This is a genomic window from Staphylococcus shinii, from assembly GCF_017583065.1.
Taxonomy (GTDB): Bacteria; Bacillota; Bacilli; order Staphylococcales; family Staphylococcaceae; genus Staphylococcus; species Staphylococcus shinii.
Window position 1 is genome coordinate 460,150 of sequence record NZ_JAGEVL010000005.1, and the last position, 23,890, is coordinate 484,039.

General features: G+C 31.7%; 21 protein-coding genes. 13 read left to right on the forward strand and 8 right to left on the reverse strand.

The window, feature by feature from the left end; all coding sequences use genetic code 11:
• The first annotated feature begins 8 nt into the window (after positions 1-8).
• From dhaL to J5E45_RS08650, 3 genes are all read left to right on the forward strand, one after another.
• Positions 9-647: a dihydroxyacetone kinase subunit DhaL gene (dhaL, locus tag J5E45_RS08640; RefSeq protein WP_107548735.1), complete on the forward strand. Its 639-nt coding sequence runs from the start codon at positions 9-11 to the stop codon at positions 645-647.
• Between the two features lie 26 nt (positions 648-673).
• Positions 674-1,120: a ribose 5-phosphate isomerase B gene (gene rpiB / locus J5E45_RS08645; RefSeq protein ID WP_069792350.1), complete on the forward strand. Its 447-nt coding sequence runs from the start codon at positions 674-676 to the stop codon at positions 1,118-1,120.
• Positions 1,121-1,327: 207 nt separating this feature from the next.
• Entirely contained in the window at positions 1,328-1,741 is a 414-nt protein-coding gene (locus tag J5E45_RS08650; RefSeq protein ID WP_039069631.1) for a DUF2871 domain-containing protein, read from the forward strand.
• Positions 1,742-1,893: 152 nt separating this feature from the next.
• Here J5E45_RS08650 and J5E45_RS08655 read toward each other — a convergent pair whose 3' ends face one another.
• A complete protein-coding gene (locus J5E45_RS08655; protein ID WP_107548736.1) occupies positions 1,894-2,811 on the reverse strand; it encodes an ABC transporter substrate-binding protein in 918 nt (305 codons plus the stop codon).
• Positions 2,812-2,924: 113 nt separating this feature from the next.
• Between J5E45_RS08655 and J5E45_RS08660 the strand changes: the two genes are divergently transcribed.
• A complete protein-coding gene (locus tag J5E45_RS08660) occupies positions 2,925-3,956 on the forward strand; it encodes an NAD(P)/FAD-dependent oxidoreductase (RefSeq protein ID WP_039069629.1) in 1,032 nt (343 codons plus the stop codon).
• Between the two features lie 25 nt (positions 3,957-3,981).
• Positions 3,982-4,383, forward strand: a complete 402-nt coding sequence (locus tag J5E45_RS08665; RefSeq protein ID WP_069792352.1) for a GNAT family N-acetyltransferase — start codon at positions 3,982-3,984, stop codon at positions 4,381-4,383.
• A 166-nt stretch (positions 4,384-4,549) separates the two neighbouring features.
• On the opposite strand, the gene glcP is transcribed toward J5E45_RS08665, so the two are convergent.
• Positions 4,550-5,914, reverse strand: a complete 1,365-nt coding sequence (glcP, locus tag J5E45_RS08670; protein ID WP_052253475.1) for a glucose transporter GlcP — start codon at positions 5,912-5,914, stop codon at positions 4,550-4,552.
• 281 nt (positions 5,915-6,195) lie between these two features.
• Positions 6,196-7,185 carry an acrylyl-CoA reductase family protein gene (locus J5E45_RS08675; protein ID WP_039069627.1) on the reverse strand — a complete coding sequence of 330 codons (990 nt, stop codon included), beginning with the start codon at positions 7,183-7,185 and terminating at the stop codon, positions 6,196-6,198.
• A 247-nt stretch (positions 7,186-7,432) separates the two neighbouring features.
• On the opposite strand from J5E45_RS08675, the gene J5E45_RS08680 reads away from it, so the two are divergent.
• Positions 7,433-7,951: a GNAT family N-acetyltransferase gene (locus tag J5E45_RS08680; RefSeq protein ID WP_039069626.1), complete on the forward strand. Its 519-nt coding sequence runs from the start codon at positions 7,433-7,435 to the stop codon at positions 7,949-7,951.
• 242 nt (positions 7,952-8,193) lie between these two features.
• Positions 8,194-8,985, forward strand: coding sequence for a hypothetical protein (locus tag J5E45_RS08685; protein WP_101049812.1), 792 nt, complete (start codon positions 8,194-8,196; stop codon positions 8,983-8,985).
• A 314-nt stretch (positions 8,986-9,299) separates the two neighbouring features.
• Here J5E45_RS08685 and J5E45_RS08690 read toward each other — a convergent pair whose 3' ends face one another.
• Positions 9,300-10,988, reverse strand: coding sequence for a CDP-glycerol glycerophosphotransferase family protein (locus J5E45_RS08690; protein ID WP_069792354.1), 1,689 nt, complete (start codon positions 10,986-10,988; stop codon positions 9,300-9,302).
• Between the two features lie 290 nt (positions 10,989-11,278).
• On the opposite strand from J5E45_RS08690, the gene J5E45_RS08695 reads away from it, so the two are divergent.
• Positions 11,279-12,880 (forward strand): L-lactate permease, encoded by a 1,602-nt coding sequence (locus J5E45_RS08695; RefSeq protein ID WP_208182035.1) that lies wholly within the window; start codon positions 11,279-11,281, stop codon positions 12,878-12,880.
• A gap of 230 nt (positions 12,881-13,110) precedes the next feature.
• Here J5E45_RS08695 and J5E45_RS08700 read toward each other — a convergent pair whose 3' ends face one another.
• Positions 13,111-14,259, reverse strand: coding sequence for a glycosyltransferase family 4 protein (locus tag J5E45_RS08700; protein WP_101049810.1), 1,149 nt, complete (start codon positions 14,257-14,259; stop codon positions 13,111-13,113).
• Positions 14,260-14,653: 394 nt separating this feature from the next.
• On the opposite strand from J5E45_RS08700, the gene mqo reads away from it, so the two are divergent.
• The gene (gene mqo / locus J5E45_RS08705; RefSeq protein WP_069792356.1) at positions 14,654-16,132 is read left to right on the forward strand and encodes a malate dehydrogenase (quinone); all 1,479 of its coding nucleotides are present in this window, start codon (positions 14,654-14,656) and stop codon (positions 16,130-16,132) included.
• A gap of 202 nt (positions 16,133-16,334) precedes the next feature.
• Here mqo and J5E45_RS08710 read toward each other — a convergent pair whose 3' ends face one another.
• Positions 16,335-17,699, reverse strand: a complete 1,365-nt coding sequence (locus tag J5E45_RS08710; protein WP_107548739.1) for a HAMP domain-containing sensor histidine kinase — start codon at positions 17,697-17,699, stop codon at positions 16,335-16,337.
• Positions 17,692-18,366: a response regulator transcription factor gene (locus J5E45_RS08715; protein ID WP_069792358.1), complete on the reverse strand. Its 675-nt coding sequence runs from the start codon at positions 18,364-18,366 to the stop codon at positions 17,692-17,694. The genes J5E45_RS08710 and J5E45_RS08715 overlap by 8 nt, the downstream gene beginning before the upstream one ends.
• A 146-nt stretch (positions 18,367-18,512) precedes the next feature.
• Here J5E45_RS08715 and J5E45_RS08720 point away from each other — a divergent pair, with 146 nt between their 5' ends.
• Both J5E45_RS08720 and J5E45_RS08725 read left to right on the forward strand, forming a co-directional pair.
• Positions 18,513-19,565 carry an ABC transporter permease gene (locus J5E45_RS08720; protein WP_069792359.1) on the forward strand — a complete coding sequence of 351 codons (1,053 nt, stop codon included), beginning with the start codon at positions 18,513-18,515 and terminating at the stop codon, positions 19,563-19,565.
• Complete coding sequence (locus tag J5E45_RS08725) at positions 19,565-20,233, forward strand: ABC transporter ATP-binding protein (protein WP_208182037.1); 669 nt, start codon at positions 19,565-19,567, stop codon at positions 20,231-20,233. Before J5E45_RS08720 ends, J5E45_RS08725 begins: the two co-directional genes overlap by 1 nt.
• A gap of 90 nt (positions 20,234-20,323) precedes the next feature.
• Here J5E45_RS08725 and J5E45_RS08730 read toward each other — a convergent pair whose 3' ends face one another.
• Entirely contained in the window at positions 20,324-21,289 is a 966-nt protein-coding gene (locus J5E45_RS08730; RefSeq protein ID WP_208182038.1) for a YdcF family protein, read from the reverse strand.
• 220 nt (positions 21,290-21,509) lie between these two features.
• On the opposite strand from J5E45_RS08730, the gene J5E45_RS08735 reads away from it, so the two are divergent.
• Positions 21,510-21,974: a MarR family transcriptional regulator TcaR gene (locus J5E45_RS08735; RefSeq protein ID WP_208182040.1), complete on the forward strand. Its 465-nt coding sequence runs from the start codon at positions 21,510-21,512 to the stop codon at positions 21,972-21,974.
• A gap of 305 nt (positions 21,975-22,279) precedes the next feature.
• Positions 22,280-23,665, forward strand: a complete 1,386-nt coding sequence (locus J5E45_RS08740; RefSeq protein ID WP_039069853.1) for a membrane-associated protein TcaA — start codon at positions 22,280-22,282, stop codon at positions 23,663-23,665.
• The last annotated feature ends 225 nt before the right edge of the window (positions 23,666-23,890 follow it).

The window sequence follows — 23,890 nt, forward strand, 5'->3', positions numbered from 1 at the left end:
GCGTAAATATGATATTAACAAATCAAGCATTTAAAGATTATATATTAGCGTTAACAACACTGTTTGAACAGAAAAAAGACGAACTTTGTGAGTTAGACCGAAAAATTGGTGATGGTGATCACGGTGTCACAATGGACATTGGTTATCAAGCAGTAAAGGAAACGATTCAGAATGAGCTAGTATCACAAAATGATATTGCGAAAATTAGTGTGGCTGTAGGCAAAAGTTTTTTAGATGCTGTAGGTTCATCTGTCGGTCCTTTATACGCGTCTGGTTATTTAAAAGGTGCGGTTGCGATTAAAAACCAAACAGAGTTGAATGATAATGGATTATATCAATTTTGGATTGCTTTTAGTAAAGGTATTAAAGATAGAGGTAAAGCCGAAATTGGTGATAAAACAATGATAGATACATTAGAACCATTTTATAAATCATTAGCACAATCAATGGAACAAGAGATGCCATTTACAGATGGATACAATAAAGCTTTAAAAGAAGCTCATATAGGTATGGAAAGTACAAAAGATATTATTTCTAATAAAGGACGTTCTAAGAGGTTAGGTTATAGATCTCAAGGACACGTGGACCCAGGCGCGATGTCTGCCTATTTAATGTTAGAAACATTTGACAGTTTTATTGAAAATTAAAGGAAAAATATTAAGGAGGAAATTACATGAAAATAGCAATTGGTGCAGACCATAATGGATACGATTTAAAAGAAGCGGTCAAAGAACATGTTGAAGCGTTAGGGCATGAAGTTGAAGATTTTGGTTGTCATCAATGTGCAGAAACAGACTACCCAGATGTGGCAGCTGAAGTTGGTAAAAGTATACAACAAGGCCAAAATGCTCGCGGTATTTTAATATGTGGCACAGGTATTGGTGTAGCTATAACAGCTAATAAATTAACGGGGATACGCGCTGCATTAGCACATGATTTTTATTCTGCAGAACGTGCGCAATTAAGTAATAATGCACAGATTTTAACAATGGGTGCTCAAATTATTGGTATAGAAGTCGCTAAGAAAAATGTGGAAGCATATCTTAATGTAAGTTGGGAAGGCGGTTCTCAGCGTAAAGTTGATAAAATTGACGAAGTTGAGAGAAATGAACAGAACTAAATGGTAAAGAAATAGTAGCTATTAAAAGAAATATAATAAGATTAGCTCTAAAGAAATTTATCGTTGTAAATTTCTTTAGAGCTATTTTTTATTGTTATGGTAGCTATTTCTAAATCTAAATAATCCTAATCCTTTTTGATAAGTTTGTAGAATTGTCACTGTAATTTTTAATATATTATCCTATAATATGCTTAAGGAGGATTATCTATGCGTAGAGTACTGTATGCTTTTTTAGTTTATACTATATTAGGTTTATTAAGTGGGTTCTATTATCGTGAATTGACACTTGCTCATAACTTTACTGGAGATACACAACTCGTGGTTGTACATACACACACGTTAATCTTAGGTATGTTTATGCACCTTATTTTATTGCCAGTTGTGAAAATATTTAAATTAGATAGTTATTATTTATTTAACTGGTTTTTCATTATTTATAACATTGGTGTGTTAACTACAATAGGTATGATGTTTACGAAGGGAACATATCAAGTTGTTGGGCTTACGGTGCCAGATTCGTTTGCTGGATTTGCAGGCATGGGTCATACAATTTTAACTGCAGGCTTTATACTGTTGTTTTTCGTATTAAGAAATGCAATTATTAAAGATCCTAGAGATTAGTGAAAAGGGTATTAAATCTAAACTCATTAAAGTGAGTTTAAAACAGGACTATCATTCAAATTTAAATGCATTTTTTTCAACTTAATGAATTATGTGATAAGAGGGGATGAAACCAACAGTCGGATTTCGCCCCTCATTTTTTTGTGAAAAAGTTATTTTATATTCATTAATGCTTTATAGAAAATGTCACGTTGTTTTTCTAATGAAATAGGATCATTATACTGTGTAATAGTAACGTCGAACTTAATTATGTTTTTATTTTTTACTGCGGATAAATTACGCCAGTAATTAGTATTCTCAAATGGTACATTTTGTTTGCCGTTTGTAGCAATAACTGCGAAATCACCTATATAGTCTGCAAAGTTTTCTGGGTTGATTGGTGTAGCGAATTTATTTTTTGTGGCTTGTGCGAGTGCTTTAGGCTGCTTCATTCTATAACCATCATATAGAATTTCTGTACCTCTACCCAGATGATCGCTAAAGGCCATTGTTCCTTTTGGTGTTTGCTGTAAGACAGAAATAGATTTTTCTTTAATTACTGGTTCTAGTTCTTTTCTATCTTTTGCCATTTGAGTATCCCATTCTTTAATCCATTGTTTAGCTTTCGATTCTTCATTAACTAAAGTAGCAAGCTTTTGAGTATTATCTTTATAATTAGATTTTTCTGCATCAAAAGCGACTGTAGGTGCGATTTTTTGTAATTTTTTAATATTTTTATCTTGGATTGTAGTAATGATTAAATCAGGTTTTTGATGTGTAACTTGTTCAATACTAGTATTATCAATACGTTTAATTCCTTGTGTAGAGTCATTTAATACTTTGTTTTTATTTACAAATTCTGGTACTGCGATTGGCTTATGACCAAATTTTACTAGAGCACCTACATAGGTAGGGTGTAAAACTGCTATATTTTTAGGGTTTTTAGGAATTTTGATTTCATTTCCGGTATCATCTTTAAATATTTTCTCAGTGGACTCAAGCTTTGAATCTTCTTTATGGTTTGAATTATTTGTACCACAAGCAGCAGTAAATAAAATTAAATAAATAAGGAGTAAAGCTATTTTTTTCATTGGTGAACATCTCCTAAATATAAAAGTTGATTAATAAAATATTTTAGTTGATAATGATTATCAATTATAGCATAATGTATGTAAGATACAAGTTAAATTTGGGAGGATGCTTTATGGATGACGTAATTATAATTGGTGGTGGCCCAGCAGGGCTATTTGCTAGTTTTTATTCAGGATTAAGAGGGATGAACGTCCGTATCATAGATATTCAAGACAAACTTGGGGGGAAGATGCATGTCTATCCAGAAAAAATTATATGGGATATTGGCGGATTAGCACCGAAACCGTGTTTTGAAGTTATTCAAGACACAGTTAGACAAGGTCTACATTTTAATCCTGAAGTGAATTTAGAAGAACGTGTAATTGATATAAGAAAAATTGCCGAACAACATTTTGAGATTGAAACGGATAAAGGAAATGTATTTGAAGGAAAATCAGTGATTATAGCAATTGGCGGAGGTATCATTAATCCAAAGCAACTAGATATCAAAGATGCAGAAAGATACAAATTGACTAATTTACATTATGTCGTACAGTCTTTAAAAAAATTTAAAGATAAAAATGTATTGATTTCTGGCGCTGGTAATTCAGCTTTAGATTGGGCTAACGATTTAAGTGGTTATGCTAAAAGTGTTACGCTTATTTATAGAAAAGCTGATATTAAAGGTTATGAAGCAATGAGAGATAAAATGGAGCAATTGAATGTTGAAAAATTACCGAATACACATATATATCAACTTATAGGCAATCAAGGACAAACACAAATTGAAAAAGTGATATTAGAGAATATTGAAACAGGTGAACAAACGGTTAAAGCATTTGATGATGTGATTATCAGTCATGGTTTTGATAGAGAAAATACATTGTTAGAGGCTTCTTCAACACAAGTAGATATGTTTAACGAGTATAGCATTAAAGGCTTCGGCAATACTTCTACGAGTATTGATGGACTGTATGCATGTGGTGATATTATATATCATGAAGCTAAAGCTCATCTTATCGCTAGTGCTTTTAGTGACGCAGCTAACGCCGCAAATTTGGCTAAGCTTTATATTGAACCCAAAGCAGCTGCAGAAGGCTACGTTTCAAGCCATAATGATGTCTTTAAGGAATCAAACAAAGTAGTTATGAAGAAATATTTATAATATAATTTTTAGGAGAAAGCAATAAATGGTTGAGATAAAGCATGAACCACCGATTGTTGAAGACTATAGAAATTTACGTAAAATAGCTGGACTAAGTGAAAAGTCTCGAGAAGCTGCTGAAAAAGGTATACCTAATGCATGTTTTAATGTCACAATCTATGATCAACAGACGTTAATAGGTATGGGAAGAGTGATTGGTGATGGTGGAACGGCATTTCAAATCATTGATATAGCAGTTCATCCAGCATACCAAGGTTATGGTTATGGAAAGGAAATAATGACTCATATTATGGATTATATTAACACTGAGGCTGAATCAGGAACCTACGTCAGTTTGATAGCTGATTATCCTGCAGATCAGTTGTATGCACAATTTGGTTTTATTACTACAGAACCCAACTCTTGTGGTATGTATTTCAAATATTGATAAGTAAGCATAAATTTATAGTTTTTGATTTGAATATAATAATGAGGAGGCTGAAACAAATTAATTGTTTCAGCCTCCTCAACTGTTATATTGTCAATAACTTAAGTTATTAGTTCTTTATTATGGATGAGCTTGAGTAAGAACTCAGCTCATCCATTGCTAATTGCTATTTTGTTTCTTCTATATTTGCATTTGCAGCATTTGTTCTAGAACGTAAGTCTGCTTCAATTTCTTCTAAACTACGACCACGTGTTTCTGGTAAGTATTTAATTACAAAGATTAAAGCACAAACACCAATCGCAGCAAAGATTAAGAATACTTGTTCAACTGATAATACTTCCGTCAAAATTGGGAAGAATTGCGCAACTAATAAACTACCAATTGATAATACAAGCGCTGCGACACCCGTTGCGGCACCACGTGCACGCATTGGGAATAATTCTGGTAACATAACCCAAAGTACTGGTCCCCAAGTAAAACCAAAGAATATAATGAATAAAGTTAAACAAGCTACGATAATCCATGCGGACGATTGAATACCGATTGTCCAAATTAAGATAGCCATTATCAGTAACGAAGCAACCATACCAATGTTACCAATGACTAATAGACGCTTACGATCAATTTTATCAATAATCATAATTGCGACAATAGTAATTAGGACGTTTACGGTACCAATTCCTACTGTTCCTAAAATAGAAGTAGCATTACCTAAACCAGCTTTATTGAAAATAGTAGGTGCGTAATAAATAATTGCGTTAATTCCTATTATTTGTTGAAGTAATGCAAAGATACTTCCGATAATCAGAGTAGGTCGCAACCATGGTGATTTTAACACATTCCAAGTGCTTTCAGAAATACTGTTAATTTCTTTCATATCAGCAATTTCTTTGTCGATTTCACTATCTTTAAATGTTAATTTCATAACATCACGTGCTGCTTTTTCACTTCTGTGCTCAAGTAACCATCTAGGACTTTCAGGCATAAATGCGACACCAACTAATAAAATAACTGAAGGTACGATTGCAAGTCCTAGCATCCATCTCCAACCTTCGATTGGTGTGAAAGCGTAATTGATTAAGTATGAAGATAGAATACCAATTGTAATCATTAATTGATTTAAAGAGCTTAATGAACCACGTTGCTCGGTAGGCGCCATTTCTGATAAATAAACTGGTACGATAGCAGTAGAACCACCTACAGCTAAACCAATGATTAGACGACCGAGAACTAGTATAGGCATGGAAGGCGCTAAGGCTAATATTAAAGCACCGACTATGTATATAATTGCTATAATAAATACAACACGTCTACGGCCTAATCTATCAGACATCGGTCCACTAGCACCTGAACCAAATATTGCCCCAACTAACATAGACGAAACTACAAGACCTTCAGTAAAACTATTTAAAGGTATATCATCTCTTATAAATAATAAGGCACCAGATATTACTCCCATGTCATAACCATAGAGTAAACCTCCCAACGCACCAAGGAAAAAGATGAGTTTTTTATTTACTTTTATTCCCATAAAAACCCTCCTGAATGTTTTCGATAAAGATAAGTATACGCTTTCATATTTTACTTGTAAATATTAAAGTATAAGATTTTTATTTATTTATATCTATTTATATGAGATGTAATTTTTATTTATATGCATAAAAATGCGAGGTTATATTAATTGTAATATAACGAAAAAGAGCGTGAATATGAAAACAAATTTTAAAGTTTGCTTTCATATTCACGCTCTATTCAAGAGTGACAATTTATGAATTGTTAATAATTTGAAACATTTCTATAGTTTGATTAAGTTTATGCTTCAAAGTCGATGACTATACGGCCAGAATTTTCATGTTCAAGTACTTGTTTAATACTTGACTCAATATCATTGAACTTAATCACTTGTTTGATGTCGTGTAATTGATCTGGTTTTAAGTCTTTTGCTAAACGACGCCAAATATGTTTGCGTTGTCTCATTTCAGTATAAACTGAATCAATACCTATTATGCTAGTACCTCTTAATATAAATGGAAATACAGAACTATCAAAGTTAGTTCCACCAGTCATGCCTATTAAAGCAATGCTGCCATCATAATCTAATTGCTTAATAATTTGCGATAAACTTTCTCCACCTACTGGATCTATAGCGCCTTGCCAAGTACGTTTACCAAGTGGTTTATTATCACTTTCAGAAATACGAGGTATTACTTCTTTTGCTCCTAAAGATTTAAGCTGAGCTTCAGCATTTTGCTTGCCAGTACTTGCAACAACATCAAAGCCGATTGAGTCCAACATCATTACTGCAAGTGTTCCTACACCGCCCGTGGCACCACGTACTAGCACATCTTCTTTTTCTACAGATAACCCATTATGTTCTAACTTTTCGATAGCTAAGCCTGCTGTATAGCCAGCTGTCCCATAAATCATAGCTTCTTCAAGTGTTAAATCTTTTGGTAAAGGTACAATCCATTCTTCTTTTACACGAGCGTATTCACTAAAACCACCAAAGTGGCTAATGCCTAAGTCATACCCAGTGACAATAACTTTGTCACCAGCTTCAAAAGCGTGTGTATCGGAATGTTCTACTACGCCAGCTAAATCAATACCTGGAACCATTGGGTACGATTTTACGATTTTTGAATTTTCCACAGTTGCAAGCGCGTCTTTATAATTAATACCAGAGTACTTAACTTTTATAAGTACCTCACCCTCTGGTAAATCATTTATTGATAAATCTTTATATTGGTTAGTTACTTTGCCGTCTTGTTCATCGACTACAAAAGCTTTAAATGTTTCAGTCATTGCCAAATGGCACTCCCTTATGTATATATTTACGAACAATTAAAAAACTAGAACTACTTTATCATGTAATTGAATATTACACAATAAGGCTAAACCATACGTTTTTTAGGTAAGCGCTTTAAATTAATAGCAATTTAATTTTTGTAGAGGAAAGTAAATAATTATAAAAGTATTAATATTCAATAGTAAGACAAGAAGCATTTTAGTATAATTATTTTTAAAGAGAAAGCAAAGTGGGGGAAGTAATATGTCAACTCAAATTGAATTTGTAAAATCTAACGAACTAGAGCAATTGCGTCAACTTAGTATCACTACATTTAAAGCGACATTTGAAGACGGTGGTTACACAGATGAAGATTTCGAACAGTATTTTAAAACGGCTTATAATATAAAACAACTAAAAAAAGAATTAGATAACAAAGCATCATTCACTTATTTTTACAAAGAAAATGAAGAGATAGTAGGTTATTTTAAATTAAATATTAATGAAGCTCAAACAGAACAAAAGGGAAATGAATATCTTGAAATTCAACGCATTTATTTTTTATCAAGAGCTCAAGGTGGCGGAAGAGGAAAACATGTCTTTGAATTCGCAATCGAAAAAGCGCGAGAATTAAAGAAAAATAAAATTTGGTTAGGTGTATGGGAACACAATAAACAAGCACTTAATTTCTACGAAAAGCAAGGACTGCGTGTTACAGGAGAACATCATTTTTATACTGGTAATGTAGTAGATATAGATTTAATTATGGAAAAAGATATTTAGAAATAAGGATTTGTTAACCGTTTTATGGCATAATTTAAATAAGCGTTAAGACGATATAAAGTTTAAAAATATTTTGAGTTTGTTAAATTTTTATATGTTTTTTAAGGAATTTTCATTAAAGATGTTTATTGTTAAATTTATAGTGAATAATAAATTAATTCTCATTCAACCTTTTGGATGATGAGATACATAGATAATGACCATTAGGTTATGAGTATTAAAAATTAAGGAGGTTTTTCTATATGAAAAAATTATTAGCAGGTTTTCTTACTTTATCTTTAGCGCTCGCTGCTTGTTCAAATGGTAGCGATGATGACAGTAGTAAAAAGGACGATAGTTCAAAAGACAACCAATCGTCTGATGACAAATCAAATGATTCTAAAAATGATGACAAGAAGAGTAATGATAGCTCTGACAAAGATAAAGACTCAGACAAAAACAAAGATTCAGATAGTAAATCTAATGGAGATAGTTCTTCAAATAATGACGCTAATAGTAATGGAAACAATTCTGACAGTTCATCAAATGATGGTAACAGTTCTTCTGATAACAATGGTAGTGCCTCAGGTAATAATTCAGGTTCAGAGGGCAATAATGAATCTAATAATACGAATAGCGGAAATGGCACATCAACTTCAGGAAATAATGACAATGTGGATAGTAATAATGCAAATAATAGTAACAGTGCTAGCAACAATAATGCATCAAACTCAAGCGCATCTCAATACGTGGCTCCTTACCAAGGACAAAATGCTGTACCAGTAGCACAAAATATCACGTCTGGTAATGTAAATCCACAAACTGCATTACAAAGTTTGCCTAATTTCCAAAATTCATTGGACAAAGCTACTGCTGAGGTTAACTCATTGAATGGTCAATCTAATCCTTTCAATGACTATGCAATTGAAGGTAGTGAGGGAAATTATAGTTATATCTTTAGTTTCCAAAATCAAGCACAACCTGGAACATATACAATTGCTACAGTAGACCAACAAGGTATGGTTAGAGTAGTAGATCCTGCGTATCGACAATAAAATACTATAAATGAAGAACAGGGGAAATAAGTGACCATGTTCAAAACAGAGAGGTAATCCGTAATGGATTGCCTCTCTTGTTAATTAATAGCTTATGATATCGGCCCATACATGTTTGACTAGTCATGGTTCAATTTTCTAGCGCACACTCCTATTATTACACTGGGCATGAGCACGCACAAAATAGCTACGTAAAAATAAGCAAAGCGTCAATTTCTACTGAAATAATATAGAAATTGACGCTTATTTTTTAACCAAGGATCTTTATAACTTAATTTTTTCTTATAATTAGTCAAATAATTAAACATGACACTTTACTTAGATTTAGTACATTTATGAATAATATGTGAAATGGTTTCAAAAGCATGGTTATTTTTATTTACAAAAGAATTATCATGTATATCTTTCATTTGATGGCTTATTAAATCGTTAAGTAATGCTTTAGCATCGCTGTAGCGTACTGTAGATAACGCATGCATCACTTCTTCATAAACTCCACGTTCGGAAACATATTTTTCATGATTTGGTGTATATTGACAGACTGTTTTATCGATAGTTAATGCATCAAAAATAATCGATGAATAGTCAGTTAAGACAATATCTGAAATCAACAGTAAATCTTGAACTTCTATATGAGTGGGAGCAATAATTGCGTTCTCAGGAACATAGTTAGAACCAGCTTCAACATGTCCTTTAAATATAACATTGTATTTATTTAGCAGACCATCGCTTATTGGTAATAAATCGGATTCATCATAATCTGTACGCCAAGTAGGTGCATAAAGCAATGTTTCTTTTTCAGGATTTAACTTCAATTCTTGCTTGATAAATGAAACATAGTGATGATCAGACTGCTTTTCTAATAAATATCGAACTCTTGGATAACCGCAATTTAAAATATGTGTTTGTTGTTGTGGGAAAGCAGTTTTAAAATAATCAATAATTGCTGAACAATCACTAATGAAATAATCTTGTTGCAACCACTTATTATATTTACGGGCGCGATAATTATAAATATTAAGATTTTGGGTTGGTTCTGGACTATCTAAAAATAATTTTTTAATAGGGGTACCATGCCAAAGTTGTATAATAGTTCCGTTTGGCTTTAAAGAGTCCGGTATATAACTTTCTAATATAACTACTTGTGCACTTTCGATAAGTGATTTAGCTTTAGGATCATCTGGTTTAATAAAATTGGGCCCATTAACATCGTTAGTAATAAAGTAAATAGGTAATTTAGTAAAGTGCTTGGCAAAATGGTTAAATAAATAACGAGAATTACCACGGAAACCATAATCAAAGCCTAAGAAAACGATGTGATTCTTAATTTTAGATTTGTCTTTTTTATAAATATAACTTGCTTCACGATGTTTCTTTTCAAAATGTTGTTGAAGCATATGATAAAACCAATGGGGCAATTTAAACCCTGTATTTTTTAAGCATTTATCTGTAAAGCGCAATTGCTCTGGTGCGAGCGTTTCACTGTTTTTAAATGGAATAGGGTGTTTATGTTCATAGGCTAATTTATTTAGACTGAATTTCGTTGTGTTCAATGGTGTTAAGTTATGAATTTCATTCCAGATATCGTTACTTGTAATAAATGTGGATTCAAAATTAAAAACGACATGACTATCTGTACGGATGTCATCTTGTAATAGTGAAATAAGTGATAAGTCAAAAATATTGTTGATTTCAAAACTTTTTAAGATGTTTTGTGCTGTTTCTATATGGAAAATAACATTTGGGAAGTGGTTAATATTTTCAATCCAATCGTTGAAAGTGATTTCTAATTTTCCAAAATAGCGACAGTCGTTGACGTATTGCTGTTGAACTGTATAGTCTGTTACAATCGGGCATGGCTCTAATTCAACAGCTTCAAGCATATGTTGGTATATTTCAATTTGGTCATTAATTAATACAAAGTGTGAGTAACCTTCTAATGTTGCTTTTTCCAATTCAGACTCTAAAAGGTGCAACGCTGTAATTTCAATTTGTTTTATCATTTGTATACCTCTACTTAATAGTTGTTTATACTATTTTATCATGTAAGGAACCTGTAACAAAAGATTCCCTTATAAATTGAAGCGTATAAAACTAATCATTTTTTAATTTCAAATTATTGAAAAATGACTTTTTAAATTTATAAAATAGGGAAATTGTTAATGGGATGATTAATTCTCAAAAATTTATTGTAATTAGATAAAAAAATGGTATAATCAAATTGTGAAAAAAATCACAATATACATTAGGTTCTTCATTACCAAATAAAAATAGAAAATGGAAGTGAGTCAAAATGTTTGTAGAATCTTTTAACCCCTTTGGTAACATCTTGTTATCAACATTAGTAGCAGCAATACCTGTAGTTTTATTTCTTTTATGTCTTACTATTTTTAAGATGAAAGGTATTTATGCTTCATTAACAACTGTAGTTGTTACACTTATTATTGCAATGCTATTCTTCAAACTACCTGTAACGATAGCATCGGGAGCAGTTGTTGAAGGATTTTTCCAAGGTATTATACCAATTGGATATATTGTAGTTATGGCAGTCTTACTTTATAAAATTACGAATGAAACTGGCCAGTTTAATACGATACAAGATAGTATTTCTAGTATTTCACAAGATCAGCGTATTCAGTTATTGCTAATTGGCTTTGCTTTTAATGGATTTTTAGAAGGTGCAGCAGGTTTTGGTGTACCAATTGCAATTTGTGCATTGTTACTAACACAGTTAGGGTTTGGTCCATTACAAGCTGCGATGCTTTGCTTAATTGCTAATGCGTCTGCAGGTGCGTTTGGAGCAATTGGCTTACCTGTCACTGTTATTGATACATTAGGTTTACCAGATAATATTTCTGGTATGGCAGTTTCTCAAATGTCAGCATTGACTTTAGTATTTATGAATCTATTAATACCATTTTTATTAATATGGATTATCGATGGCTTTAAAGGTATTAAAGAAACATTGCCAGCTATTTTAATTGTCGGTGGTACTTTCGCAGTATTACAAGGTTTAATTACTGTATTTATTGGACCTGAATTGGCAGACATTATACCACCATTAGTTTCAATGCTAGCTTTAGCTTTATTCTCGAAAAAAATCCAACCCAAAAATATCTTTAGATTGAACAAAGATGAAAAACCTCAAACAATTAAAAAACATAAACCTAAACAAATTATATATGCTTGGAGCCCGTTTGTGATTTTAACTGTGATTGTAATGATATGGAGTGCACAAAGCTTTAAGTCACTTTTCGCTCCAAGTGGTGCATTGTCTTCACTTGTATTTAATATAACATTACCGGGAACTTATAGCGATATTGCAAATAAAGCGATCACGTTACCGTTGAATATTATAGGCCAAACTGGAACGGCTATTTTACTTGTAATTATTATTACAATTTTAATGTCAAAAAGTGTTAAATTTAAGGATGGCATGCGATTGTTTAAAGAAGCGTTTAAAGAATTGTGGTTACCGATTATAACGATTTGTTTTATTTTGGTGATTTCTAAATTAATGACTTATGCTGGGCTAAGTAGTGCAGTAGGTGAAGGTATTGCAAAAACAGGCAGTATTTTCCCACTGTTATCTCCAATATTAGGGTGGATTGGCGTATTCCTAACAGGTTCTGTTACAAATAACAATTCATTATTTGCACCGATTCAAGCAGCAGTAGCAAATAATATCGGCGCTAGTGGCGCTTTATTGGTATCAGCAAACACTGTAGGTGGCGTGGCAGCTAAATTAATATCACCACAATCTATTGCGATTGCGACAGCTTCTGTACAACAAGTCGGAAAAGAATCTGAATTGTTGAAAATGACATTGCGTTATAGCATTGCTCTGCTTATATTTGTGTGTATTTGGACATTCTTATTACATTTATTCATGTAATAGTTTAAATCTAGTAGATTATAAATAAAAATATCCTTCACTAAATAAATCACCTTATTTATGAGGGGAAATAAAAAACACGCTCGTTTAATTCATATTACAATGAAATTATACGAGCGTGTTTTTTGAATTAATCTCAAGTACATGACTTGCATATTCAAAAGATTAATAGGATGGCTAGTAAAGTTTTTATATTAATTCGCTTGTGAAATTGTTCAACTATATTATATCTAAGCGTTTAACATAGTTAAAAAATCTTTATAAATTGCTTTTGGTGCATAAGATGCAACGGTTTTATAACCATTTTGAATGACAACATCGTCTTTGAACTCTTGGTTTATAAGACGGCGCAATTGATTAGATAATGCATCTACGTTTTCATGTTCAATTAAATAACCATTGACATTATTTTGAATAATAGAATCAGGCCCAGCATTTCCATCAAAACTAACTACTATACTGCTTTGATTCATTGCTTCTAATATAACCATACCAAAACCTTCATTTCTTGAAGGGACAACAGTAATTTCACTTACTGCTAATTTTTCGTTTAATTGTTGTGTAGGACCGTATAATTTTACAATGTCTGATAAATTATATTGGTTAATCAGTTGTTGCAAGTTTGCCTGCTCTTTTCCTTCACCATATATGTGAACTTGATAATCAAATTTTCGAAATGTTTGTTGAATAGGATTAATACTTTCAACTAATAAATCAAACCCTTTTTCATATTCTAAACGACCAGCCGCACAGATAATTTTTTCCTTCGGTTCGTGGAGTCGGACTTCATTAATAATATTAGGGACTACGAATACAGGTATATCGATATGTGATTGGTATTTGTTTTTATCTATAGTAGTTAATGTTGTAATTTTGTCTAAATCTCTGTAATTCTTAATAATCTCTTGTTGATATGCCTCAGAATGTGCATCAAAGTTCATATGTTCCATACCAACTTTTTCAATTTGAGTACTAGCATATTTGGCAATTAATATATTAAAACTTGCACGTGTACCTACAATTACATCTGTAGAAACATTGCTTATAGCTTTAATCATTTTTTTCTCTATATAGTGAGAAAATTGATTAATACCTGGTTCAAATTGAGAAATATATTTTGGCCTAGAAAATGAAGTGAATTTAGCGATTCTATTTATAATAATATCTTTTATATTAAGTGGGTGAAATTGATAGTTAATTAAAGGTTTTATTTTAATGGATTCATGAATATCAAAGTAAGGCGAATCTGCCCCCTTGAAAATAGTTATGATTTCTACATGATGTCCTTTTTCAGCTAATATATTTGCCGTTTGAGAAATTGACTTTACGGTGCCTCCCATTGCATAAACATTATGCATGAAAAATGTTATTGATTTCATTAAAAAACCTCCAAAAAAACTTTACTTAAATTGAAATTCATTATAGCATGAAATGAATTTTGTATTGGCATAATAGCTAAATAATTTTAAAGTAGCAATAAATATAGCGTAATATTAGGTTTTTTACTAGAAAATGATGCCTTTTTTATTTGAGCTAGTTAACACATATTAACAAAATTTGTGTAGAATTTCTGAAAGCCCTTTTTTCATGAGCCGATTATGTATATAATTAGAGAGGTATGGAAATATATTGTGTTATTGTTTAATTACATAGCGATAATACGTGCTTTATTATTTTTAATCTATAGAAAACGCTTTATTTTTATTGATGTGATTAATAACATTAAAGACAACGTTTCTATTTAACACATATAAAAGGGGGACTGTATTTGTTATGAGTACACAACATAGCAAAACAGATGTCATCTTAATTGGTGGCGGTATTATGAGCGCAACGTTAGGAACATTATTAAAAGAACTCGCACCTGAAAAGGAAATTAAGATGTTTGAAAGATTAGCTACACCTGCGGAAGAAAGTTCCAATGCATGGAATAATGCGGGCACAGGTCATTCTGCGTTATGTGAATTAAACTATACTAGTGAAAATAAAGATGGAACAATAGATATCAATAAAGCGGTTAAAATTAATGAACAATTCCAAGTTTCAAAACAATTTTGGAGTTATCTAATTAAGCAAGGCCAACTTGAAAATCCAGAAAAATTTATCAAACCGGTGCCACATATGAGTTTTGTTCAAGGCGTTAAAAATGTTGATTTTTTGAAAAGACGTGTGGACAGACTAAATAAAAATATTTTATTTAGTAATATGGAAATAACGGATGATAAAGACAAAATTGCTGAATGGACGCCACTTATTATGGAGGGCCGTACGTCTAATATACCAATGGCGATTAGTTATGACAAAACAGGAACAGACGTTAACTTCAGTGCATTAACTAAAAAATTATTTGAGAACTTAGAAGATAAAAATGTCGAGTTAAATTATGAACATGAAGTAAGAGATGTTCAGCAACGCGATGATGGCGTTTGGGAAGTAAAAGTTAAAGATTTGCAAACGAATGACGAGACGATTGTTGAAAGTAATTTTGTATTTATTGGTGCTGGTGGTGCTAGTTTACAGTTGTTACAAAAAACAGGAATTAAAGAGTCTAAACATATTGGTGGTTTCCCAGTAAGTGGATTGTTCTTAGTATGTAAAGATGAAGCTATTGCCAAAAAGCATTTAGCTAAAGTTTACGGTAAAGCTCCAGTAGGCGCTCCACCAATGTCAGTACCACATTTAGATACGCGTTACATAGATGGTAAACGAACTATTTTGTTTGGTCCGTTTGCAGGTTTTTCACCAAAATTCTTAAAAACGGGTTCTAATATGGATTTAATCAAATCTGTTAAGCCAAATAACCTTATTACGATGCTATCTGCAGGAATAAAAGAGATGAATTTAACGAAATACCTTATCTCGCAATTAACATTATCAAACGAAGAACGTATGGAAGATTTACGTCAATTTGTGCCTAATGCTAAAAGTGAAGATTGGGAAATTGTCGTTGCTGGTCAACGTGTTCAAGTAATTAAAGATACGGATCAAGGTAAAGGAACATTACAATTTGGTACAGAAGTTATTACCAAAGAAGATGGTTCGTTATCTGCACTTTTAGGTGCATCTCCAGGTGCGTCTACAGCAGTCGATATTATGCTTGATTTGCTTAAACGTTGTTACAAAGACGAATTTGCTAATTGGGAAGACAAAATCAAGGAAATAGTGCCTTCTTATGGTATGAAACTATCAGAAAATGAAGCGTTATATACACAATTAAATAAAGAAATAACGGAAAATTTAAAAATTAATTAATTCAGTAAATATTGTTTACGTTTCCGAGATTGTTGTTCTATGTATAGAGACAAACTAAACGCTGTTATAGCGTGCAGTTTGTCTTTTTATATTTCTTTTTTAAACATAAAGAAAACGCTGGAAGGGCAAGTAAATACATGCACAACTCCCAGCATTTTATATGTTCACTAGAAATATTTATTTTAGACTTAATGAACAAGGGTTACTTTTTAATTTGAATTGTAAAGGTAGTACCTTCATCCTTTTTGCTTTGGACTGATATTGAGCCATCATGAAGTTCAAATATTGTTTTTGCAATAGCTAAACCTAAACCATTACTATTGTCATGATTACTCGCTTTATAAAAACGTTCAAATAAACGTGCTTGGGTTTCTTCAGACATACCTTCTCCGTCATCTATAATTTCACAAATGATCGTCTCGGAATCTTGATTAAGTGTAATGTCAATGATACCACCTTGTTGCGAATATTTAATGGCATTGGTGATTATGTTTTGGAAAGCTTGGTGCAATAGGCGCTCATTGGCTACAATAGAAATTTCAGTTAAATCAGACATGATAACTAAATCTTTTTCATTTGCAGAGAATTGTTCGTGACGAATGATTTGTTTAAGTAATCGATTTAATTCAATATGATCTTCAAAGACTAAATGTTCACCGTTATCAATTTCTGATAATAGTAACAATGCTTTAGTTAATTCACTTAATTGGCTTGTAATTTGATATATATCATTGATATATTGTGTGCGTTCTTCAGCATTTTTAGCAAATTTGAGTTGATCTAATAAGTGATGAATGTGTGTTAATGGTGTCTTAATTTCATGTGATACGTTTTGGACAAAATGTTGTCTCATATCGTCTAATTGTTTAAGTGAAAGGCGCATACTATCGAAACGAAATTGCAATGTACCGAACTCATCTTTTCTAGTAACGTGAATTGGCGTATTGAAATTGCCTTTCATAAGCCGTTCAGTTGCTTGTTTTAATTGTTGGATTGGCTTGATAATAGTGTAAGTTGATAAAATGACCAATACAATAGAAAAAAGGAGTAATAATGAGATTAATATAGCTAAAAATACTCTGAATTCACTGAATGTTTTACCAATATCAGGTCTCATAAATACTGCATACTTTTTACCTTTATCTTCATATGATATACCTACAGTATTTTGTGTGGTATTTTCAAAGAAACCAGTAATAATTGGGTTATATGGTAAGTTTCGAATACCATGGTAGTCTTTGCCATTTAATATTGATTGGACGACATCATCATCTACATTATCTTTTCTAAAATTAGCACCATAAAAGGAACGTTTGCCATTTTCAGAAACGGTCATTACTTGGTAATTCATTTCCCCTAAATGGTTGAAAAAAGGATCTGAAGATTCAATGTTTGACTGTTTTTGATAACTGATAGCATCTTCTAAAGTACGCATGATTTTTGCATCGTTATTTGCTTTTAAATGGTTATGGTAAATGATGTTTGTGCATAAAAAACTGACAATAGCACTAAATAACATGACGACAATTGTGTATATAGCAATTCGTGAATATAGGGATTTAAACATGGTCATCCACCTTATAACCTAAACCGCGTACTGTGAAAATCGTCACGTTAGCATTTAATTTTTCAAGGCGTTTCCTTAGACGTTTGATATGAACATCGACTGTACGTTCATCACCTTCATAATCAAAGCCCCATATTTTTTCTATTAATACATCCCTGTTAAATACTTGTCTAGGATTAGAAGCGAGTAAAAAAAGTAATTGAAATTCTTTATTAGGTAAATTCATTGATTTCGTATCTGATTGAAGTTCTAAATATGCTTGATTTAACGTAATATTACCAATAGTGATTTCATTATATGCATTGATATTATAGCGCTTAAGTACTGCTTTAATCCTAAACATTAACTCTTTGACTTCAAAAGGTTTAGTCACATAATCATCAGTACCTGTTAAATAGGCTTGTTCTTTATCGCTTAACGCATCACGAGCAGTCAGCATTATCACAGGCATTTCGTAATCTTCTTTTAAAATCTTGCACAATTCAAAGCCGCTCATACCTCCCATCATGACATCAATAATTACGATATCCACTTGATTCTTTTCAAGGTAAGTTAAAGCATCTTCAGCACTAGATTGTGTAACTGTATCTAGTCCTTCACTTCTTGTGTAATTTGAAACGTACTCTAATATTTTTTTGTCATCATCAACAATTAAACAAGTTGTCATGCGCAAAATCTCCTTATTCAGTAATAGTGCAATTATAAACATAACCAAATAACTTCACAAATAGTAAAAATTAACAATAGTTCATATTGAGTTCACATAATGATATTAGACTCTAGATATAAGTTTTAGAGAAGGAGTGGGAATTGATGAAGTTAGCATGGCAAGAGATTAAATATTATAAATTCCGTTATATTTTAATCATGTTAATTATATTATTACTTGGGATTATGGTGTTGTTTATTAGTGGGTTAGCACAAGGTTTAGCCAGAGAAAATATATCAATGTTAGATAACATGAAAACCGAAAAGTACGTTTTACAGGATAATAAACAACCAGATATTACGAAGTCTGTTATTAGTCCTGAGCAGCAAAAGAAAATTGAAGATATTACAGATCAAGAGCCATTAATGTTAGCATCGCAAACTTTAAAAATAAATAAAGACGAAGAAGATGTTATCATGACGAACACAGTAAAAGACGAAAAACCAGAATTGAAAGATGGTAGCTATCCAACAAAAGATAATGAAGTAGCAATCAATAGTAAGCTTACAGCTAATGGTATTGATATTGGTGATACTATAAAAGTGAAAGACGGGGAACAACTTAAAGTATCAGGTATTCTTGACGATACAATGTATTCTCACAGTTCAGTAGTCATGATGAGCAATAACGGATTTGATAGCTTGAATAAAGAGAATAGCACTGTTTATCCAGTGAAAGATTTATCTCAATCACAACAAGATAAAATCAAAGATATTTCAGGTGTGAAAGTATTCAGTGAGGATGATATCACAAGTGAAATTGCCAGTTACCAAGCTGAGCAAGCACCATTAAATATGATGATTATAAGTTTATTTGTGATTTCAGCAATTGTATTAAGTGCGTTTTTCTATGTAATGACGATCCAAAAAATTCCAGAAATAGGTATTCTAAAAGCAATCGGTATTAAGACAAGACATCTAATCAGCGCACTTGTAATCCAAATATTAATTACAACTATGATAGGCGTATTGATCTCTGTAGGTATTATTAGTGGATTATCACTTGTTATGCCAGTATCTATGCCATTCCACGTGACAGCATCTAATTTACTGCTCGTGGTCGGAGTGTTTATTGTGGTAGCAATTGTTGGTGCTGCCTTATCATTAATTAAATTATTTAAAGTGGATCCTATTGAAGCAATTGGAGGTGGAGAATAATGAGTTTGCAAGTTAAAGATATTAAAAAATCTTTTGGTAAAGGTCAATCAGAGACAACTGTATTAAAAGGTATTAACTTTGAAGTGAATGATGGTGAGTTCGTTATACTCAATGGAGCTTCAGGTTCAGGGAAAACAACATTATTAACTATTTTAGGTGGTTTATTGTCACAAAATAGTGGGGATATCCTATATAATGGCGCACCTTTATACGACAGTGACAAAAAAGCGTCAGAATTAAGATTGAATGAAATTGGGTTTATTTTTCAATCATCTCATTTAGTGCCATATTTAAAAGTAAAAGCACAATTAACAACAATCGGTAGAGAAGCAGGTTTGTCTAAAAAAGATGCAAGACAGAAAGCTGAAACGTTGCTAAAACAAATTGGCCTGTCACACAGATTAAATGTATTTCCTCATATGTTATCAGGCGGTGAAAAACAGCGTGTAGCAATTATGAGAGCTTTAATGAATAATCCTAAAATAATTTTGGCAGATGAACCAACTGCCAGTTTAGATGCAGAAAGAGCAACTGAAGTTATAGAGATGATTAAAAATCAAATCCAAAGTAAAAAAATGATTGGCATTATGATTACTCATGATAAAAGGTTATTTGAATACGCAGATAGAGTTATCGAACTTGATAATGGGGTTATTGTAAATAGTTAATAGAAACTTATAAAGCCAAGGGCATTCATTTATGCCCTTGGCTTTATTTATATATAATTTTATATTTACAAATTAAGTATTTCAAATAGGTTATAGTTGAGGAATATGCCAAAATGCAATGATACATATAAAAAAGAGCGTAGCAAAGTAAATAGTTAACATCATTTTATATTGATACATTAAGGCTAAAAAATCTCGTATTAATGCGATTTCAAAAAAATGATAAGGTGTGTGACTACCAACGCCAGTTAACTTTAAATTAAATTTTTCTCCAAAACGTAATGCACGCATTATATGAAATTGACTAGTTACACAGACAATTTTAGGTTTATAAGCAAACGAATCTTGAATAAGTTGTGCGGTATACATAATGTTTTCTAAAGTACTTGTAGATTTATCTTCTAATAAAATATTACGAGGGTTTACTCCGTGATGAATTAAATAGCGTTGCATTGCACGAGCTTCTGAAATAGGTTCATCAGGGCCTTGTCCACCGCTTACAATAAATATTGCTTCTGGATTTATTTCAAACAAGCGCAAGGCTTTATCAAGGCGACATGCTAACATAGGTGTGACTTGCTCCGTGAAAATACCAGCACCGAGAACAAGAATTGTATCAAATTCACGAGGAGCTTTTATATTCAGAAAGGCAGATGAACATAGTGCATAACCAATAAAAGTAAATATAGAACTAAAAGCAATTGCTGAAACCCATAAAAAGATAACATTAAGCGCAATAGGAATAAAACTAATATAATAACAAGCGAGCATAAAGACGATAAGCCTAAAGCCAATTAAGTAAAGCCGTTTTAAAAATAATACGCTGTTTCTATGTTGGAATAAATGCTTATGTTTCACATGTAATAATATAACACCTATTAACATAGTGGCAATTAAATCTATAGGAAATGTATGGTGGCCGATATGTAAAATAATTACAGCATAACCGACTATTACCTGGGAAATATAACTGGCAAGATGCGTGGAAAAATTAAAATTTAAGAACATACTTATGAATGTGATTAATATTAAAATACATAAAAACAATGACAACATGTTAATGCTTCACTCCAGATTGTTTAGTATATTAAATGTAGTTTAATATACTAAAATAAGCAACTCTAACATGCTTGGATTTGCTAAAATATAGCTTTCGTTCTAAGTTAAGCAAACTTATTAAATTTTACTTTTATACAGCTGCAAATATTGATATTATTAACATAATATAAAAATGCAAATGAAATTTTTATACATAGAAGGTATAGGGGTGTAAGTGATGGTGAAAAATTTAGGCAATCACATTGTATTCATGGGAGAGTTCATTGATGACGTCAACACATTATTAGCTAAATTATTGAAAGAATTAAGAGAAGAATATAATATATCTAAAGAACAAGCTAACGTTATTTTAATGCTTGAAAATGAAAAAACAATGACTTTAACGGAGATAACAGAAAGACAGGGTGTTAATAAAGCTGCAGTCAGCAGAAGAATTAAGAAACTAATTCAAGCTGAAGTAGTTGAATGGGTTAAAACAGAAGAAAACACAGATCAAAGGTTAAAATATATTAAATTGAGCGAGAAGGGGAAACAATTTAATCATGAAAGTAAATCGATTATTAATGATATTGTAAGTGATATGTTACATGATTTGTCTGATGATGAAATTGAACAAGCACGTTATGTACTAGAAATTATTGGGCAAAGGTTAAAAAACTTCAATACTAAAAATCATTCATAATCTTAGGATAGCGCTTAAAATTTCTTAATATAGTTTCTGACATGGTGTAATGATTATTTAAATTTAAATTTGGTGTCTTATATTGTAGTAAGATAATAAGATGGTTTGTTATAAGAGTAAAGTAATACTAGACTAAATATGTATATCAATTTAGATTGAGATTAAATATAATATATATGATGCAATAGCATACGCTATGGTTTAAAACTACCTTTCTTAGTACGAAAATCATACATATAGTTTCAACTTATATTATGTTAAAATAACGAGATAGTGTAAAAATCAGGTATAAAGTTGGTGAGAAAATGCAAAAATGTCCTAAGTGCGGGGGAAATACAAGAGATGGGCAGCGAAAGTGTGGTCATTGTGGGCGATTACTACGTCAAGATGATTCAGAAAAAATGACGCGTACATCTAAAGAAACTAAGAAAATAGCAAATATTAAAGCGCGTAAAATTATACCCTTGGGAATTGCATTTTTTATCATAATTTTACTTATTATAATTTTTATTTTATTGAAAAATTTCAATTCACCTGAGGCACAGTCAGAAATTTTAATCAATGCGATTGATAATAATGATACTCAAAAACTATCTACAATTTTAAGTACGCAGAATAATAGTGTAGATGAAAACGAAGCAGAAGCATACATTGGATATATTAAAGAAGAAGTTGGTATGGATAACTTTGTAAAAGATGTGAACCAAAAAATAGAGAAATTGAACAAGAGCGACACTAAAGAAGCGGATTTTGTAACTGCCAAAAATGGGGAAGATGTTTTACGTGTGAGTAAAAACGGTAGACGTTACTTAATATTTGATAATATGAATTTTACGGCTCCAACAAAAGAAGCAATTATTAAGCCTAAATATAAGACAACTTATAAATTTAAGTCTGGTGACAAACAAAAAACCGTTGTAGCAGAGAAAAATAAAGCAACTTCATTAGGCAAGTTTATCCCAGGTGATTACGCTTTAGAAACTAAAAAAGAGATGGAAAATGGGCAGTTTGATGGTCACTTAAAATTTAATTTTAATAATAGCAATAACGAAACTGTAGATGTACAGGAAGATTTTGATGAGGCGTATATTCAAGTAGAGTTAAATGGCGCTTCAGAGATAGATAAAGACTCGGTTAAAGTGACAATTAATGATAAATCATATGATTATGCTAAAGCAAAAGAAATTGGCCCATATCCTAAAACTAAAGATTTAACAATATCTGCTGAAGGGGAAGCCAAGAAGAAGACATTTAAATCTGCAGAAACAACTGTGAAAACAGATAATCTTAAAGATAAGACGAATGTTACATTGAACTTTGATAGTGATAAGATTGAAGAATATGTAGAAAAGAAAGAAAAAGAAGAAAATAGCTTCAGAAATAAGGTGGCTAATTTTTTCGGTAATTACACTGCTGCAATGAATAGGGCGCATAGTCAAAGTAATTTTTCATTAGTTTCTAATTATCTCAAAGAAGATACTGATAATTATAAAGCAACAAGAAGTGGTGTAAAAGGGAACGATTTATTTTACTTGCAACAACCTCAAATTACTGAAATTGTAAAACAAGGTAATACTTATTATGTAACTGCTAATGCATTGAAAGAAAATGGTCAATACGGTTCAGTTGATTATCAATTAGAAGGCAATGACGATGCCGGTAATTTAAAAGTAGTTAAATATTCAGAGTGAATTAAGCATTTTACGCATTAATAAGCGTTAAGTATGATGAGTAAAGTCCAGGACATAAGTAGTTGTCCTGGACTTTTTTTAAGAACCATTTCTCTAAAGAACCACTTCTCACTTTAGTGAGTTAGTGGTTCTTACGCATGAGTTTTTGCTCAGGCGTTCCATTTTTTGAAGTGTAGTGGTTCTTACGCATGAGTTTTTACTCAGGCGTTCCATTTTTTGAAGTGT

Excerpts from the sequence above, each read along its gene's own strand:
- dhaL (WP_107548735.1), top strand. The coding sequence starts at position 9 with ATGATATTAACAAATCAAGCATTTAAAGATTATATATTAGCGTTAACA.
- rpiB (WP_069792350.1), top strand. The coding sequence starts at position 674 with ATGAAAATAGCAATTGGTGCAGACCATAATGGATACGATTTAAAAGAA.
- J5E45_RS08650 (WP_039069631.1), top strand. The coding sequence starts at position 1,328 with ATGCGTAGAGTACTGTATGCTTTTTTAGTTTATACTATATTAGGTTTA.
- J5E45_RS08655 (WP_107548736.1), bottom strand. The coding sequence starts at position 2,811 with ATGAAAAAAATAGCTTTACTCCTTATTTATTTAATTTTATTTACTGCT.
- J5E45_RS08660 (WP_039069629.1), top strand. The coding sequence starts at position 2,925 with ATGGATGACGTAATTATAATTGGTGGTGGCCCAGCAGGGCTATTTGCT.
- J5E45_RS08665 (WP_069792352.1), top strand. The coding sequence starts at position 3,982 with ATGGTTGAGATAAAGCATGAACCACCGATTGTTGAAGACTATAGAAAT.
- glcP (WP_052253475.1), bottom strand. The coding sequence starts at position 5,914 with ATGGGAATAAAAGTAAATAAAAAACTCATCTTTTTCCTTGGTGCGTTG.
- J5E45_RS08675 (WP_039069627.1), bottom strand. The coding sequence starts at position 7,185 with ATGACTGAAACATTTAAAGCTTTTGTAGTCGATGAACAAGACGGCAAA.
- J5E45_RS08680 (WP_039069626.1), top strand. The coding sequence starts at position 7,433 with ATGTCAACTCAAATTGAATTTGTAAAATCTAACGAACTAGAGCAATTG.
- J5E45_RS08685 (WP_101049812.1), top strand. The coding sequence starts at position 8,194 with ATGAAAAAATTATTAGCAGGTTTTCTTACTTTATCTTTAGCGCTCGCT.
- J5E45_RS08690 (WP_069792354.1), bottom strand. The coding sequence starts at position 10,988 with ATGATAAAACAAATTGAAATTACAGCGTTGCACCTTTTAGAGTCTGAA.
- J5E45_RS08695 (WP_208182035.1), top strand. The coding sequence starts at position 11,279 with ATGTTTGTAGAATCTTTTAACCCCTTTGGTAACATCTTGTTATCAACA.
- J5E45_RS08700 (WP_101049810.1), bottom strand. The coding sequence starts at position 14,259 with ATGAAATCAATAACATTTTTCATGCATAATGTTTATGCAATGGGAGGC.
- mqo (WP_069792356.1), top strand. The coding sequence starts at position 14,654 with ATGAGTACACAACATAGCAAAACAGATGTCATCTTAATTGGTGGCGGT.
- J5E45_RS08710 (WP_107548739.1), bottom strand. The coding sequence starts at position 17,699 with ATGTTTAAATCCCTATATTCACGAATTGCTATATACACAATTGTCGTC.
- J5E45_RS08715 (WP_069792358.1), bottom strand. The coding sequence starts at position 18,366 with ATGACAACTTGTTTAATTGTTGATGATGACAAAAAAATATTAGAGTAC.
- J5E45_RS08720 (WP_069792359.1), top strand. The coding sequence starts at position 18,513 with ATGAAGTTAGCATGGCAAGAGATTAAATATTATAAATTCCGTTATATT.
- J5E45_RS08725 (WP_208182037.1), top strand. The coding sequence starts at position 19,565 with ATGAGTTTGCAAGTTAAAGATATTAAAAAATCTTTTGGTAAAGGTCAA.
- J5E45_RS08730 (WP_208182038.1), bottom strand. The coding sequence starts at position 21,289 with ATGTTGTCATTGTTTTTATGTATTTTAATATTAATCACATTCATAAGT.
- J5E45_RS08735 (WP_208182040.1), top strand. The coding sequence starts at position 21,510 with ATGGTGAAAAATTTAGGCAATCACATTGTATTCATGGGAGAGTTCATT.
- J5E45_RS08740 (WP_039069853.1), top strand. The coding sequence starts at position 22,280 with ATGCAAAAATGTCCTAAGTGCGGGGGAAATACAAGAGATGGGCAGCGA.